The 15,167-nt window shown below is 72.3% G+C and carries 13 protein-coding genes; 7 read left to right on the top strand and 6 right to left on the bottom strand.

All coding sequences use genetic code 11. From position 1 onward, the window contains the following. Positions 1–124: 124 nt before the first annotated feature. The 6 genes from whiA to WMI84_RS03885 all read left to right on the top strand — a co-directional run bounded on the left by whiA (position 125) and on the right by WMI84_RS03885 (position 4,980). The gene (gene whiA, locus WMI84_RS03910) at positions 125–1,105 is read left to right on the top strand and encodes a DNA-binding protein WhiA (protein ID WP_347350697.1); all 981 of its coding nucleotides are present in this window, start codon (positions 125–127) and stop codon (positions 1,103–1,105) included. A 129-nt stretch (positions 1,106–1,234) separates the two neighbouring features. Further along, complete coding sequence (gene gap / locus WMI84_RS03905; RefSeq protein ID WP_347350696.1) at positions 1,235–2,239, top strand: type I glyceraldehyde-3-phosphate dehydrogenase; 1,005 nt, start codon at positions 1,235–1,237, stop codon at positions 2,237–2,239. Between the two features lie 40 nt (positions 2,240–2,279). Beyond that, positions 2,280–3,488: a phosphoglycerate kinase gene (locus tag WMI84_RS03900; RefSeq protein ID WP_347350695.1), complete on the top strand. Its 1,209-nt coding sequence runs from the start codon at positions 2,280–2,282 to the stop codon at positions 3,486–3,488. Then, the gene (gene tpiA / locus WMI84_RS03895) at positions 3,488–4,297 is read left to right on the top strand and encodes a triose-phosphate isomerase (protein ID WP_347350722.1); all 810 of its coding nucleotides are present in this window, start codon (positions 3,488–3,490) and stop codon (positions 4,295–4,297) included. The genes WMI84_RS03900 and tpiA overlap by 1 nt, the downstream gene beginning before the upstream one ends. A gap of 71 nt (positions 4,298–4,368) precedes the next feature. Then, complete coding sequence (gene secG / locus WMI84_RS03890) at positions 4,369–4,614, top strand: preprotein translocase subunit SecG (protein WP_347350721.1); 246 nt, start codon at positions 4,369–4,371, stop codon at positions 4,612–4,614. A gap of 15 nt (positions 4,615–4,629) precedes the next feature. Beyond that, positions 4,630–4,980: an RNA polymerase-binding protein RbpA gene (locus WMI84_RS03885; protein WP_347350694.1), complete on the top strand. Its 351-nt coding sequence runs from the start codon at positions 4,630–4,632 to the stop codon at positions 4,978–4,980. A 57-nt stretch (positions 4,981–5,037) separates the two neighbouring features. Here WMI84_RS03885 and WMI84_RS03880 read toward each other — a convergent pair whose 3' ends face one another. The 5 genes from WMI84_RS03880 to tkt are packed head-to-tail and all read right to left on the bottom strand — an operon-like array spanning position 5,038 to position 12,632. Beyond that, the gene (locus WMI84_RS03880; RefSeq protein ID WP_347350693.1) at positions 5,038–6,108 is read right to left on the bottom strand and encodes a glucose-6-phosphate dehydrogenase assembly protein OpcA; all 1,071 of its coding nucleotides are present in this window, start codon (positions 6,106–6,108) and stop codon (positions 5,038–5,040) included. Beyond that, a complete protein-coding gene (zwf, locus tag WMI84_RS03875) occupies positions 6,105–7,646 on the bottom strand; it encodes a glucose-6-phosphate dehydrogenase (protein WP_347350692.1) in 1,542 nt (513 codons plus the stop codon). Before zwf ends, WMI84_RS03880 begins: the two co-directional genes overlap by 4 nt. Beyond that, positions 7,643–9,277, bottom strand: coding sequence for a glucose-6-phosphate isomerase (locus WMI84_RS03870; protein WP_347350691.1), 1,635 nt, complete (start codon positions 9,275–9,277; stop codon positions 7,643–7,645). The genes zwf and WMI84_RS03870 overlap by 4 nt, the downstream gene beginning before the upstream one ends. Further along, a complete protein-coding gene (tal, locus tag WMI84_RS03865; RefSeq protein ID WP_347350690.1) occupies positions 9,274–10,386 on the bottom strand; it encodes a transaldolase in 1,113 nt (370 codons plus the stop codon). Before tal ends, WMI84_RS03870 begins: the two co-directional genes overlap by 4 nt. Positions 10,387–10,391: 5 nt before the next feature. Further along, the gene (gene tkt, locus WMI84_RS03860; protein ID WP_347350720.1) at positions 10,392–12,632 is read right to left on the bottom strand and encodes a transketolase; all 2,241 of its coding nucleotides are present in this window, start codon (positions 12,630–12,632) and stop codon (positions 10,392–10,394) included. 439 nt (positions 12,633–13,071) lie between these two features. Here tkt and WMI84_RS03855 point away from each other — a divergent pair, with 439 nt between their 5' ends. Continuing rightward, entirely contained in the window at positions 13,072–13,965 is an 894-nt protein-coding gene (locus WMI84_RS03855; protein WP_347350719.1) for a heme o synthase, read from the top strand. A gap of 78 nt (positions 13,966–14,043) precedes the next feature. Here WMI84_RS03855 and WMI84_RS03850 read toward each other — a convergent pair whose 3' ends face one another. Next, entirely contained in the window at positions 14,044–14,964 is a 921-nt protein-coding gene (locus tag WMI84_RS03850; RefSeq protein WP_347350689.1) for a COX15/CtaA family protein, read from the bottom strand. Between the last annotated feature and the right edge of the window lie 203 nt (positions 14,965–15,167).

Genomic DNA, 15,167 nt, shown 5'->3' with positions numbered 1-15,167 from the left:
CCGCCGATCGCCCGGACCCGCCGAACACTCCGACACCGCAACCGATTCGGCTCGACCGGCCCTCGGGCCGCGGACGTGGGTCTTGGACGAGCCGAGGACGGGGCCGAGTGGCAGGATGACCCGCATGGCCATGACAGCGAAGGTGAAGGACGAGCTCTCGCGGTTGGACGTGACCAAGACCTGCTGTCGCAAGGCCGAGGTGTCCGCGATGCTCCGGTTCGCCGGCGGCCTGCACCTGGTCGGGGGGCAGATCGTCATCGAGGCCGAGCTGGACACCGCGAACGCCGCCCGGCGCCTGCGTCGGAGCATCTCGGAGGTCTACGGACACCACAGCGACGTGCTGGTCCTGGCCGCCGGCGGGCTGCGGCGCGGCTCCCGCTACGTGGTGCGGGTGGTCGAGGACGGTGGCGCGCTCGCTCGCCAGGCCGGCCTGGTCGACCCGCGCGGGCACCCGGTGCGCGGGCTGCCGCCCAAGGTCGTCAGCGCGGCCGCCTGCGACTCCGAGGCCGCATGGCGAGGTGCCTTCCTCGCGCACGGCTCGCTCACCGAGCCGGGGCGCTCCGCCGCGCTGGAGGTGACCTGCCCCGGGCCCGAGGCCGCCCTGGCGCTGGTCGGGGCGGGGCGCCGGCTGGGCGTGCCCGCCAAGGCCCGCGAGGTGCGTGGCGTCGACCGGGTGGTCATCCGTGACGGTGACGCCATCGGCGCCATGCTGACCCGGCTCGGCGCGCACGACGCGGTGCTCGCGTGGGAGGAGCGTCGGATCCGCCGGGAGGTGCGGGCCACGGCCAACCGGCTGGCCAACTTCGACGACGCGAACCTGCGTCGCTCGGCGCGGGCCGCGGTCGCCGCGGGTGCCCGGGTCGAGCGGGCCATGGAGATCCTCGGCGACGACGTCCCGGACCACCTCAGGGAGGCCGGCCTGCTGCGGATCGAGCACAAGCAGGCCAGCCTGGAGGAGCTGGGCCAGCTGGCCGACCCGCCGATGACCAAGGACGCCGTGGCCGGCCGGATCCGGCGGCTGCTGGCCATGGGGGACCGGCGGGCCGAGGAGCTCGGGGTGCCCGGCACCGAGGCCGGCCTCGGCCCCGACCTGCTCGACCTCTGACCAGTCCGACGGGCGGTCCCGGTGCTCGGTCGACAGGCGGGCCATCCTGCCGGCAGGCACTAGGGTGCAGGGAGGAGGACAGACATCCCCTCGACACAACCGCACAGTCCGTCTCGGAGGTTGACAGCAGTGACAGTTCGCGTTGGCATAAACGGCTTCGGCCGCATCGGTCGCAACTTCTACCGGGCCCTGAAGGCTGCCGGCGCCGACATCGAGGTCGTCGCGTTCAACGACCTCGGCGACGACGGCACCCAGGCCCACCTGCTCAAGTACGACTCCATCCTCGGCCGCTTCCCGGGCGAGGTCAGGGTGGTCGAGGGCGGCATCGAGGTGGACGGCAAGGTCATCCGCTCCTTCGCCGAGCGCGACCCGGCCAAGCTGCCCTGGGGTGAGCTCGGCGCCGACGTCGTCCTCGAGTCGACCGGGCTGTTCACCGACGCCACGAAGGCGAGGGCGCACCTGGACGCCGGCGCCCGCAAGGTCGTCATCTCCGCCCCGGCGAAGAACGAGGACATCACCATCGTCATGGGCGTCAACGACGACCAGTACGACAGCGCCAGGCACACGATCATCAGCAACGCGTCCTGCACGACGAACTGCCTGGCCCCGATGGCCAAGGCGCTGAACGACGGCCTGGGCATCGTCAAGGGCCTGATGACGACGATCCACGCGTACACCCAGGACCAGAACCTGCAGGACGGGCCGCACCGCGACCTGCGCCGCGCCCGGGCCGCCGCGATCAACATCGTGCCGACCACGACCGGCGCGGCCAGGGCCGTCGCGCTCGTGCTCCCGGAGCTCAAGGGCCGGCTCGACGGCTACGCGCTGCGGGTGCCGGTCCCGACCGGCTCGGCGACCGACCTGACCTTCGAGGCACCACGCGAGACCTCGGTCGAGGAGGTCAACCAGATCGTGCGCGCCGCCGCCGAGGGACCCCTGAAGGGCTACCTCGTCTACACCGAGGACCCGATCGTCTCGAGCGACATCGTCACCGACGCCGCCTCGTGCATCTTCGACTCGGGCCTGACGAAGGTCAGCGGCAACCAGGTCAAGGTCGTCGGCTGGTACGACAACGAGTGGGGCTACTCCAACCGGCTCGTCGACCTCATCCGGCTGGTCGGCCAGGGCCTCTGACCCGGCTGGCGCCGACCCCACCGACGACCGGAGGAACGACGTGAAGACGATCGCCGACCTCGGGGACCTGCGCGGCAAGCGGGTCCTCGTCCGCTCCGACCTCAACGTCCCCCTGGACGGCAGCACGATCACCGACGACGGCCGGATCCGCGCCTCGGCGCCGACGATCCTCCGGCTGGCCGAGCAGGGCGCCCGCGTCATCGTGTGCGCCCACCTCGGCCGGCCCAAGGGAGCGCCCGACCCCGCCTACTCGCTCGCCCCTGTGGCCGAGCGGCTCGGTGACGTCCTGGGCCGGCCCGTGGCCTTCGCCGCCGACACGGTCGGGCCGAGCGCCCGCGCCGCCGTCGAGGCCGTGCCGGACGGCGGGGTCGTACTTCTCGAGAACCTCAGGTTCAACCCCGGCGAGACGGCCAAGGGGGAGGGCGAGCGCGCCGAGTTCGCCGCGCAGCTCGCCGCTCTAGCCGACGCGTTCGTCTCCGACGGCTTCGGCGTGGTGCACCGCGCCCAGGCGTCCGTCTACGACGTCGCGAAGCTGTTGCCCCACGCGACGGGCGGCCTCGTCGCCGCCGAGGTAGACGTGCTGCGCCGCCTGACGCGCGACCCGGACCGGCCGTATGCCGTCGTGCTCGGTGGGGCCAAGGTCTCGGACAAGCTCGGCGTCATCGGCAGCCTGCTCGGCACCGCCGACCGCCTCCTGGTCGGGGGCGGCATGGTCTTCACCTTCCTGAAGGCGCAGGGTCTGGAGGTCGGCACCAGCCTGCTCGAGGCCGACCAGGTCGAGACCGTGCGCGGCTACCTCGACGAGGCGCGGGCCAAGGGCGTCGAGATCGTGCTGCCGGTCGACATCGTCGTCGCCGGCGCCTTCAGCGCCGCGGCCCCGCACCGGGTCGTGCCGGCCGACCGGATCCCGCCCGACGAGATGGGTCTGGACATCGGGCCCGAGTCGGCCCGGCTCTTCGCGGAGCGGCTGGCCGACTGCCGCACCGTCTTCTGGAACGGCCCGATGGGCGCCTTCGAGATGGCCCCCTTCGCGGCCGGCACGAAGGCGATCGCGCAGTCGCTCGTCGAGATCACGGCCACCGGCGCCCTCACCGTCGTCGGCGGTGGCGACAGCGCCGCAGCGGTGCGCCGGCTCGGCTTCGCCGATGCCGACTTCGGGCACATCTCCACCGGTGGCGGAGCCAGCCTCGAGTACCTCGAAGGCAAGGACCTGCCCGGCCTGCACGTCCTCGAGGAAGGTGACGCATGATGGCAGACCCGCAGCCCACCGGGCGCATCCCGCTGATGGCGGGCAACTGGAAGATGAACCTCGACCACCTCCAGGCCACCCACCTGGTGCAGAAGCTCGACTGGACCCTGCGCGACGCGCGACACGACCATGCCGCCGTCGAGGTCGTCGTGCTGCCGCCCTTCACCGATCTGCGCTCGGTCCAGACGCTCGTCGAGGGCGACCGGCTCGAGGTGCGCTACGGCGGTCAGGACCTGTCGCCGCACGCGTCCGGCGCCTACACCGGCGACGTCTCGGGCGCCTTCCTGAGCAAGCTCGGCTGCACCTACGTGGTCGTCGGGCACAGTGAGCGGCGCGAGGGCCACCACGAGAGCGACGAGGTCGTCGCGGCCAAGGTGCGAGCGGCATACGCCCACGGGCTCGTCCCGATCCTGTGCTGCGGCGAGGACCTGACCGTTCGCCAGGCAGACGGCCAGGTCGCCCACGTCACCGGACAGCTGCGGGCCGCGCTCGAGGGGCTCCCGGCCGAGCAGGCCGCCTCGATCGTCATCGCCTACGAGCCGATCTGGGCGATCGGCACCGGCCACGTCGCCACGCCCGAGCACGCGCAGGAGGTGTGTGGCGCCATCCGACAGCTGCTCGCACAGCTCTACGGGTCCGAGCTCGCCGACGGGGTGCGGATCCTCTACGGCGGCAGCGTCAAGGCCGCCAACATCGCCGCGATCATGGCGCAGGACGACGTCGACGGCGCTCTGGTCGGTGGCGCCTCCCTCGACCCGGTCGAGTTCGCGTCGATCTGCCGCTACCGCGACCACGTGACCGCGGCCTGACCTGCGGGCAGGTATCCTGTCTGGGTGCTCGGTTACCCGAGCCGGTGATCGATCGAGATGGAGTGACACTGGTGGATGCGGTGCGCATCGTGCTCCAGGTCCTGCTGGTGGTCTCCAGCGCGGTCCTGACGCTGTTCATCCTGCTGCACAAGGGCAAGGGTGGCGGCCTGTCCGACATGTTCGGCGGCGGCATGTCGACGTCCCTGGGCGGGTCGTCGGTCGCGGAGCGCAACCTCGACCGGTTCACGATCGCCATCGCGGTCGTCTGGGCCGCGGCGATCATCGGGCTGGGCCTGCTGACCCGGTTCGCGACCTGAGAGAGGGCGAGGAGCATGGCGAGTGGCAACGCGATCCGGGGCAGCCGCGTGGGGGCCGGGCCGATGGGCGAGGCCGAGCGCGGCGAGTCCGCGCCACGGGTCCACATCTCCTACTGGTGCTCCAACGGGCACGAGACCCGGCCCAGCTTCGCGCAGGAGCCCGGGATGGTGCTGCCGGAGCAGTGGGACTGCCCGCGCTGCGGCTTCCCCGCCGGACAGGACCGCGAGAACCCGCCGGCCCCGCCGCGGGTCGAGCCGTACAAGACGCACCTGGCCTACGTGAAGGAGCGCCGCAGCGACGCCGACGGCGCCGCCATCCTGCGCGAGGCCCTGACCGCGCTGCGCGACCGAGGCCTCATCCAGTGACCCGGGGGCCGGGGCCCGGGCGCCGAGCGTCAGCCATGCCGCCGGGTCGGCCCCGGCTCAGCCGTCGAACGCGTCCGGGGTCGGCGGTGCGGTGACCATCTCGGACCCGCCCTCGGCCTCGTCGGCGCGCAGCAGCCGCGCAGCCAGACGCCTGGCCGCGGCGATGTCCGGGCCGGTACCGGCCCGGGCGGCCTCGTCCGCGGTCATCCGCACCGGGGTGAGCTGACCCAGCCCGTCGAGCAGCGCCTCGGCGTAGGTGTCGTCCTGGTCGAGCCGGCGCAGCTCGTCGGCCAGGCACTCGGCCTCGCCCCGGCGCGGGAGGGCGATGCGGCGGTCCGGCTGACCCGGCTGGGAGAGGGTGGCCACCTTGTCCCCGGGGCGGACGAGGTCGATCGGGCCGCTGCTGCGCTCGAGCCGGACCGCGCTGATGCCCGAGCCGCGAGCGGTCGAGACCCGGCGGATCGGCACGCGCAGCCGGATGGTCAGCCAGGCGGCGAGCAGGTCGGTCGACGGCGAGTCGGGGGCGCCGGCAACGACCCCGCCGGTGACCGGCTCGAACGGCGGCTGGTCGAGGGTGGCCGCAAGCAGGCCGCGCCACCGGGTCAGCCGGGTCCACGAGACGTCGGTGTCGCCGGGGGTGTAGGTCTGGGCCCGTTTGCGAAGCACGTTGCGCGGGTTGCGGTGCTGTGCGGCATCGGTGATCCGTCTCTTGGCCATCTGGCCGATCGGGTCCTTGGCCACGTCCGTGGGTCCTTCGCCGGGCCACCACGCGACGATGGGCGAGTCGGGCAGCAGGAGCGGCACGACGACGCTCGGGCCGTGGTTGGCCAGCGGGCCGTAGAGCCGCATCACGACGACCTCGCTCGCCCCGGCGTCACCGCCGAGCCGGATCTGCGCGTCGAGCCGCTTGCGCCCGCGGCGGTCGCCGGCGATGACGACGATGATCCGGCACGGGTGCTGGCGGCTGGCGTGGTTGGCCGTCTCGATCGCCTCGCTCGCGTCAGTGTCGTCGATGACGATGATGAGCGTGAGGACCCGTCCGAGGGCCATCGCGCCGACGTTGTTGCGCAGGCTGATCAGGGTCTTGCTGACCTCGGTGGTGGTCGTGTCGCTCAGGTCCCGGATCATGGCAGCCTCCAGCTGCGCCCATCGTGCTCGAGGATGGCGTGGGCCGACTCCGGACCCCAGTGGCCCGGCTGGTACTGCTCGGGTGCCCCGGACTTCTCCCAGTGCCGCAGGAGGGGGTCGATGATCTTCCAGGACAGCTCGACCTCCTCGTGGCGGGGGAACAGCGGTGGGTCGCCGAGCAGGACGTCGAGGATGAGCCGTTCGTAGGCCTCGGGGGAGGCCTCGGTGAAGGACCGGCCGTAGCCGAAGTCCATCGTCACGTCGCGGATGTCCATCTGGCCGCCGGGGACCTTCGAGCCGAACCGCAGCGTGATGCCCTCGTCGGGCTGGATCCGGATCACGATCGCGTTCTGGCCCAGTTCCTCCGTGGCGGTGTGCTCGAAGGGCAGGTGCGGCGCGCGCTTGAAGACCACCGCGATCTCGGTGACCCGTTTGCCGAGCCGCTTGCCGGTGCGCAGGTAGAACGGGACCCCGGCCCACCGGCGGGTGTCGACCTCGAGCTTGACCGCGGCGAACGTCTCCGTGCGGGAGCCGTCCGGGACACCGGTCTCGGCCAGGTAGGCGACGACCTCGTCGGCACCCTGCCAGCCTCCGGTGTACTGCCCGCGGGCGGCCACCTTGTCCAGCTCGCCGGCGATCCGGACCGCGGAGAGGACCTTCTCCTTCTCGGCGCGCAGGTCACGGGCCTCGAACGAGACCGGCTCCTCCATCGCGGTCAGCGCGAGGAGCTGGAACAGGTGGTTCTGCAGGACGTCGCGGGCCGCCCCGATGCCGTCGTAGTACCCCGCCCGGCCACCGATCCCGATGTCCTCGGCCATGGTGATCTGCACGTGGTCGACGTAGTTGGCGTTCCACACCGGCTCGAAGAGCTGGTTGGCGAACCGGACGGCCAGCAGGTTCTGCACGGTCTCCTTGCCCAGGTAGTGGTCGATCCGGAAGACCGAGTCCGGCGGGAACACCCCCTCGACGACCGCGTTGAGCTCCTGCGCGCTCCTCAGGTCGTGCCCGAACGGCTTCTCGATGATGACGCGTCGCCAGCTGTGGCCCTCGGCCTTCGTCAGCCCGCACCGCTCGAGCTGCTCGCAGACCTGGGCGAAGAAGCCCGGCGGGATGGACAGGTAGAAGGCGTGGTTGCCGCCCGTGCCGCGCTCGCGGTCGAGCCCGGCGATGGTGTCGGCGAGCAGGTCGAAGGCGGCCGGGTCGTCGAAGGTGCCCGGGACGAACCGGAAGCCCTCGGACAGGTTGTGCCACACGTCCTCCGAGAACGGTGTGCGGGACGACTGGCGGACCGCGTCGTGCACGACCTGGCCGAACTGCTCGGTCGCCCAGTCCCGGCGGGCGAAGCCGACGAGCGAGAACCCCGGCGGGAGCAGACCGCGGTTGGCCAGGTCGTAGACGGCCGGCATGAGCTTCTTGCGGGCCAAGTCGCCGGTCACCCCGAACAGGACCAGCCCGCAGGGTCCCGCGATGCGGGGGAGCCGCTTGTCCTCGGCATCCCGGAGAGGGTTGGCGCCCGGGGCTATGTTGACTGGGCTCATGCGCTCCCACCGCCGAGCGCGGAGCGCACCTGGGCGAGTCCGCGGTCGTGCTCGGTGAGGTGCAGGCGCAGCACCGGTCGGCCGTGCGCCGCCAGGACGTTCGCGTCGCCGGCCGCCTGCGCCGCGATGAACTGGCCGAACGTGAAGCTGCGGCCCGGCACGGCAAGGTCGTCGCGTGGGTCGGCGGTGATCTGCAGGTAGACGCCGACCGCGGGGCCGCCCTTGTGGAACTGCCCGGTCGAGTGCAGGAACCGGGGCCCCCAGCCGAAGGTCGTCGGGCGGCCGGTCCGCTGGGCGACCCACTGCCGGCACTGCGCCAGGGCGGCGTCGTCGAGACGGTCGAGGTAGGCCATGACCGCGACGTACCCGCTGCCCGCGTCGAGCCGGCCGAGCAGCGCCGAGACGGCGTCGTCGACGGTGGCGGCGGTGCCGAGCCAGTCGCCGCCGAGCGCCCGGATCTCCACGGCGCCGTCGGTCGCGTCGGGCGCCGAGCCGGACCCGGCTCCCTGGTCGAGCAGGTCGCGAGCCGCCTGCTTGGCGCTCTCGACGTCGGGCTGGTCGAACGGGTTGATGCCCAGCAGCCGCCCGGCGACCGCGGTCGCGACCTCCCAGAGCAGCATCTGAGCACCGAGCGTGCCGGCCACCCGGACCTCGGACCCGGCCTGCCCCGGGGAGCGGGTGTCGTCGTCCGGGCCGACGAGCCGGGCGATCGTCACGTCGGCCGGTGGGTCGCCGACCTCGCGGTCGTCGCCGCCTGCGACGACCACCGGCAGCAGGCCGGTCCCCAGCTTGCCGGTCGACTCGGCGATGAGCTGCTCGGCCCAGTCCGGGAACCCGACGATCCCGGAGCCCTGGTCGAGCAGGACCACCTTGTCGCGCAGCGGCTGCGTGCCCCCCAGCGCCGCACCGAGCCGCAGGCCCGGGTTGGCCTCGTCGTCGGCGGCGAGCAGGTCGGCCACGGACTCGGCGTCGTCGAGGAGCGCCTCGACGTCCACCCCGGCGAGCCCGCTCGGGACCAGGCCGAACGCGGTGAGCGCGGAGTAGCGCCCGCCCACGTCGGGATCGGCGTTGACCACGGCGTAGCCGCGCTCGCGCGCCTCGCGGTCGAGGGGGCTGCCGGGGTCGGTCACCACGACGATGCGCTCGGCCGGGTCGATCCCGGCGTCCTGGAAGGCCTGCTCGTAGGCCCGGCGCTGCGAGTCTGTCTCGACGGTGGAGCCGGACTTGGACGAGACCACCACGATGGTGCGCTCGAGCCGGTCAGCGAGCGCGGAGCGCACGTAGTCGGGATGGGACGAGTCGAGCACGACCAGGTCGCGCCCGGCCGTGGCACAGATGACCTCCGGCGCGAGCGACGAGCCGCCCATCCCGCAGAGGACCACGTGGTCGAGACCCCGTCCGGTCAGGGTGTCCCGCAGGGCGGCGATCTCGCCCACCAGGGGACGTGAGGACCGGGGCAGGCCGACCCAGGACAGCCGCTTTCGGGCCTCGGACTCGGCGTCCGCACCCCAGAGGGTCGGGTCCTGTCCGAAGAGCTTGCTCGCGACGTGGTCGCGCACCAGCGTGGGCACGTGCTTCGAGACCGCGTCGGCGGCCGCCCCGGAGGCGGTGACGGACAGGCTGCTGCTCATGCGCCCGCCTTGGCCATCTCGGCCTTGACGCCCTCGCCCAGCTCGTCCCAGGCCTTCTCGAACTTCGCGACACCCTCGTCCTCGAGCAGGTCGACGACGGAGGTGTACGAGATGCCGAGGTGCTCGAGCGCGTCGAGCGTCGCCCGGGACTCGTCGTAGGTGCCGGTCACGGTGTCACCGTGGATCTCGCCGTGGTCGGCGGTGGCCTCGAGCGTCTTCTGCGGCATCGTGTTGACGACGTTCGGTGCCACGAGCTCGGTGACGTACAGCGTGTCGGGGAAGGCGGGGTCCTTGACACCGGTGGAGGCCCACAGCGGCCGCTGGACCCGGGCGCCCTCCGCCTCGAGCGACTTCCACCGCGGCGTGGCGAAGACCTCCTCGAAGGCCTCGTAGGCCAGGCGCGCGTTGGCCAGGCCGGCCTTGCCGCGCAGCGCCGCGGCCTCGTCGGTGCCGATCGCGTCGAGGCGCTTGTCGACCTCGGTGTCGACCCGCGAGACGAAGAACGAGGCGACGGAGGTGATGCTGTGCAGGTCCTTGCCGGCGCGGTGGGCCCGCTCGAGCCCCTCGAGGAAGGCGTTCATCACGCCGCGGTAGCGCTCGAGCGAGAAGATCAGCGTGACGTTCACGCTGATCCCCTCGGCCAGCGTCGCGGCGATCGCCGGCAGGCCGGCCTTGGTGGCCGGGATCTTGATGTAGACGTTGGGCCGGTCCACGGCGGCGTGCAGGTGCCTGGCCTCCTGTACCGTCGGCTCGGTCTCGTGGGCGATCCGCGGGTCGACCTCGATCGACACCCGCCCGTCGATGCCGTCGGTCGACTCGAAGATCGGCAGGAACAGGTCACACGCATCGCGCACGTCAGAGGTCGTCAGGTCGAAGACGATCTCCTCCACCGACTTGCCCGCGCGGGTCAGGGCGGTGAGGTCCTCGCGGTAGCGGTCGCCCTTCGACAGGGCGGCCTGGAAGATCGAGGGGTTGCTGGTCACGCCGACGACGTGGCTCTCCTCGATGAGCTGCTTGAGGTTGCCGGTCTGAAGGCGGTCGCGCGAGAGGTCGTCGAGCCAGATCGAGACTCCGGCGTCGGTGAGGGCCTGCAGGTTGGGGTTGCTCATGCTCGTCACTTTCTCTTGTCTGCGGGTCGCTGGTGCGCGCTGGTGGCCGGATCGGTGCCGCCGTGCGCGGTGCGGCGGTCGGGGTTGGTCTCGGTGATGCCCGGTGCGTGCACCGGCGCGGTCGCCGCCTCGACCGAGTCGCGCGCCGCCTCGACCACGGCATCGGCGGTGAGGCCGAACTCGCGGAAGATCGTCTTGTAGTCCGCCGAGGCCCCGAAGTGCTCGATGCTGATGGTGCGCCCGGCGTCTCCCACGATGTCGTGCCAGCCGAAGGAGACTCCCGCCTCCACGGACACCCTGGCCCGCACCTGGGACGGCAGGACCTCCTCCTGGTAGGAGCTCGGCTGCTGCTCGAACCACTCCCGGCACGGCATCGAGACGACCCGGGTGGCCGTGCCGTCCTGCTCCAGGCGCTCGGCCGCCTCGACGGCGAGCTGCACCTCGGAGCCGGTCGCCACGAGGATGACGTCGGGACTGCCGGTCCGGGACTCCTCGACCAGCACGTAGGCGCCCTTGGCGACCCCGGACGCCTTGCCCATCCGCGACCGGTCGAAGGTCGGCACGGCCTGTCGGCTCAGGGCCAGACCGGCCGGCCGGGTCGGGTTGCGCAGGATGGTCTCCCAGGCGACGGCCGTCTCGTTCGCGTCGGCCGGTCGGACGATGTCGAGGCCGGGGATGGCGCGCAGCGCGGCCAGCTGCTCGATCGGCTGGTGGGTCGGGCCGTCCTCGCCGAGACCGACGGAGTCGTGGGTCCACACGAACACGACCGGCACGGCCTGCAGCGCGGCGAGCCGCACCGCCGGGCGCATGTAGTCGGAGAAGATCAGGAAGGTGCCGCCGTAGGGCCGGTTCAGCCCCTCGAGCGCCATCCCGTTCAGGATCATCCCCATCCCGTTCTCGCGGATACCGAAGTGCAGGGTGCGCCCGTAGGGGCCGCCCTTCCACTCGCGGGTCTGCCGGTTGGTCGGGAGGAACGAGGGCTGGCCGGTCATCGTGGTGTTGGTGGACCCGGCCAAGTCGGCCGAGCCGCCCCAGAGCTCGGGCATGACGTCGGCCAGGGCGGTGAGCACCTTGCCCGAGGCGGCCCGCGTGGCCATCCCCTTCGCGTCGGCGGGGAACTCCGGCAGTGCCTGCGCCAGCCCGGCCGGCGGCTCTCCGGTCAGGACGCGGTCGAGCAGCTCGGCCCGCTCGGGGTGGGCCTCGCGCCAGGCGCGGTAGCCCTGGGTCCACTCGTCGTGCAGCTCCTTGCCGCGCTGCCCGACCTCGCGGGCCCGCTCGAGGACGGCCGGCTCCACGGCGAAGGACCGGGCGGGGTCGAAGCCGAGGGCGGTCTTGGTCCCGGCGACCTCGTCGACGCCGAGGGCCGAGCCGTGCGACTTGCCGGTGTCCTGCTTGGTCGGAGCCGGCCACGCGATGATCGTGCGCAGCACCACGAGGGTGGGCTGGTCGGGGTGCTCCCGGCCCGAGTGGATCGCGCCCAGCAGGGCGTCGACGTCCTCGACGTAGGCCGCGCCGTCGCCGGTGCCGCGCCAGTCGACGGTCTCGACGTGCCAGCCGTAGGCCGCGAACCGGGCCCCGACGTCCTCGGAGAAGGCGACGTCCGTGTCGTCCTCGATCGAGATCTGGTTCGCGTCGTAGACGACCGTGAGGTTGCCGAGCTGCTGGTGGCCGGCCAGCGAGCACGCCTCGTGGGTGACGCCCTCCTGCATGTCGCCGTCGGAGGCGATCACGTAGACGTGGTGGTCGAACGGGCTCTTCCCGGGCTCCGCGTCCGGGTCGAACATGCCGCGCTGCCGCCGCTGGGCCATCGCCATGCCGACCGCGGAGGCCAGGCCCGAGCCGAGCGGCCCGGTGGTGATCTCCACCCCGGGGGTGTGGTGCACCTCGGGGTGCCCCGGGGTCAGCGAGCCCCAGGTGCGCAGCGCCTCCAGGTCCTCGATCGTCAGGCCGTAGCCGGACAGGTAGAGCTGGATGTACTGGGTCAGGCTGGAGTGCCCGCAGGACAGCACGAAGCGGTCGCGGCCCAGCCACGCCGGGTCCGCCGGGTCGTGGCGCAGGACGTTCTGGTAGAGCAGGTACGCGACCGGAGCCAGGGACATCGCCGTCCCCGGGTGCCCGTTGCCGACCCGCTGCACGGCGTCGGCGGCGAGCACGCGTGCCGTGTCGACGGCCCGGATGTCGAGCTCGTTCCAGCCGGCCTTGCCGCACACGGGGAGCGCCAGCGACGGGTCCCGCTGGGCCAGCAGGCCAGTCGTGTCGGACGTCGGCTCCCGCGGGGGCTGGGTACTTGCGTTCGTCGCGCTACTGGTCACGGGGCGGTTCTCCTTCGGGAAGAGTTGCTGTGGTGCGTACTGCGTCTTGCGGTGCGTACTGGCTCCGAGACTACCCTCGGTGTGTCGCACGACACATGCGGCACCGGTCCGGGCGGCCCGCGACAGGGGTCCCGCCCCGGGCCGCTCCGGCCAATCCTTCTTCGTCCGGCCCACGGGCTAGACTGCCGTCGGAGCGCCCCGGACCCGGCACCCGCGTAGTTGGGGCAAGCCAGTCCAGTCGCAGGCCGCGTCGGGCAGCACCAGCCGAGCAGCAACCAGTCGAGCAGCAATCGAGGACCTTGCAGTGACAACCGTGGACCCCCGTGAGGACCTCTCGGTACTGCGAGGCCCGGGCGGCACCGGCCTGCGCTTCATGGCGGGGCAGTACCTCGCCCTGACCAAGCCGCGCATCATCGAGCTGCTGCTCATCACGACGATCCCGGTCATGTTTCTGGCCGACGGCGGGGTCCCGGACCTGTGGCTGGTCCTCGCGACGCTGGTCGGCGGCTCCCTCTCGGCCGGCTCGGCCAACACCCTCAACTGCTACATCGACCGCGACATCGATGCGGTCATGCATCGTACGAGCAGGCGACCACTGGTCACCGGCACCATCAGCCCGGCCGGGGCCCTGACCTTCGGGGCCGTCCTCGGTGTCGTGTCGACGCTCTGGCTCGGCTTCTTCGTCAACTGGCTGAGTGCGGCGCTCTCGGTGCTGGCCATCCTCGGCTACGTCGTCGGCTACACCCTGCTGCTCAAGCGACGCACGAAGCAGAACATCGTGTGGGGCGGCGCCGCCGGGTGCATGCCAGTCCTGATCGGGTGGTCGGCCGTCACCGACACCGTCAGCTGGTCGGCGTTCATCCTGTTCATGGTCGTGTTCTTCTGGACGCCGCCGCACTACTGGCCGCTGTCCATGCGCTTCCGGCGCGACTACGCCTCGGTCCACGTGCCGATGCTGCCGGTGGTCGAGCGGTTCGTCGTCGTCGCGCGCCAGATCGTGCTCTACTCCTGGGCGATGGTGCTCACCTCGCTGGCGCTCGTCGTGGTCCAGCCGATGGGCTGGATCTACGCGGTCGCGGCCCTGGGGTCCGGGGCGCTGTTCCTCGTCGAGGCCCATCGCCTGTGGGCCAGGGCCCGGGCCGGTGCCCCCCAGAAGGTGCTCCGCCCGATGCGCCTGTTCCACTACTCGATCACGTACCTGACCGTGCTGTTCGTCGGGGTCGCGCTCGACCCGATCTGGTACCTGGCCCTGCCCGGCCTGCACTGACCGTGGCCGGCACCGACCCGGCGCAACGGCGGGGGTCGCGCGGCTCGGGACGTCCCGCGGTCCAGATCGTTGCGCGGCTCAGACCGGGTTGCGTCGCAGGTTCAGGACCCCGTACGTCAGGGCGATCACGAGCGCGGTCGCACCGACCATGTGGGCCAGCACGAGCAGCTCGGGCAGGGCGGTGAAGTACTGGACGTAGCCGATCGCGCCCTGCAGGACCGTGACCAGCAGCACGACGTTCCAGGCTCGCCGGGCGCGCCAGTCCTTGGTGGTGAGCCGCACCGCGACCAGAGAGGCGACGACCAGGCCGCAGAAGAGCATCACCGTGTCGGCGTGCAGCCAGGCCACCATCCGCGGGTCGAAGCCGGTGCGTGCCGGGGTCACCGCGTCGCCTGAATGCGGCCCCGAGCCGGTGACGATCGTGCCGAGCACGAGAACCACCCCACCGAGGGTCGCGGTGCCCCACGCCAACGTGCGGGCCAGCGGGTGGACGAGCAGCGCGCCCGGCCCCGACTCCTCGTCCTGCGCACCGCGCACCAGGGCGGTCGAGAGCGCGACGAGCAGCATTGACATCAGGAAGTGGAACGCCACCGTGAAGGGGTTCAGGCCGGTGCGCACCGTCACCCCGCCGACGAGGGCCTGCGCGGCGACGCCGCCGAGGACGCCATACGCCACGAGGTGCATCCGGCGCCGCTTCGGCCAGTGCGTGACCACCACCCAGATCGCGAGGATCGCCAGGATGCCGACCATGCCGGTAAGCGTCCGGTTGCCGAACTCGATGAACTTGTGCAGCCCCTGCTCCTGGTGCGGGACCGGCACGAACGAGCCCGGCACGCACTCGGGCCAGGTCGGGCAGCCGAGCCCGGAGCCCGTCAGGCGCACGATCCCGCCGGTGATCACGATGAGGACCTCGCCGACGAGGTTGGCCAGCAGGATCGGGCGCACCCAAGAGGCACGGACGGCGGGCAGACGAAGGCTCATTCGGGCGGTGGTCGACACGCCTAGAGGGTATGCCGCCCACCCCGGCCCCGGGGAACCGGCACTCATGTCGTGGCCGGGTCGCCGCCCCGACCGGCCACCATTGCGGCCGGCCGGCTCGGGACCGGCCACCCGCGCGGGCCGGGCGGCGGGGAAGCCGGTGGCCGTCCGCCCCCGGTACCTCGGGCAGTCGGGCCGTGGCGGGACAGTGGGTGGCCGGGCGG

The organism is Intrasporangium sp., assembly GCF_039812505.1.
Taxonomy (GTDB): domain Bacteria; phylum Actinomycetota; class Actinomycetes; order Actinomycetales; family Dermatophilaceae; genus Intrasporangium_A.
This window is presented reverse-complemented; position numbering and strand designations above follow the sequence as displayed.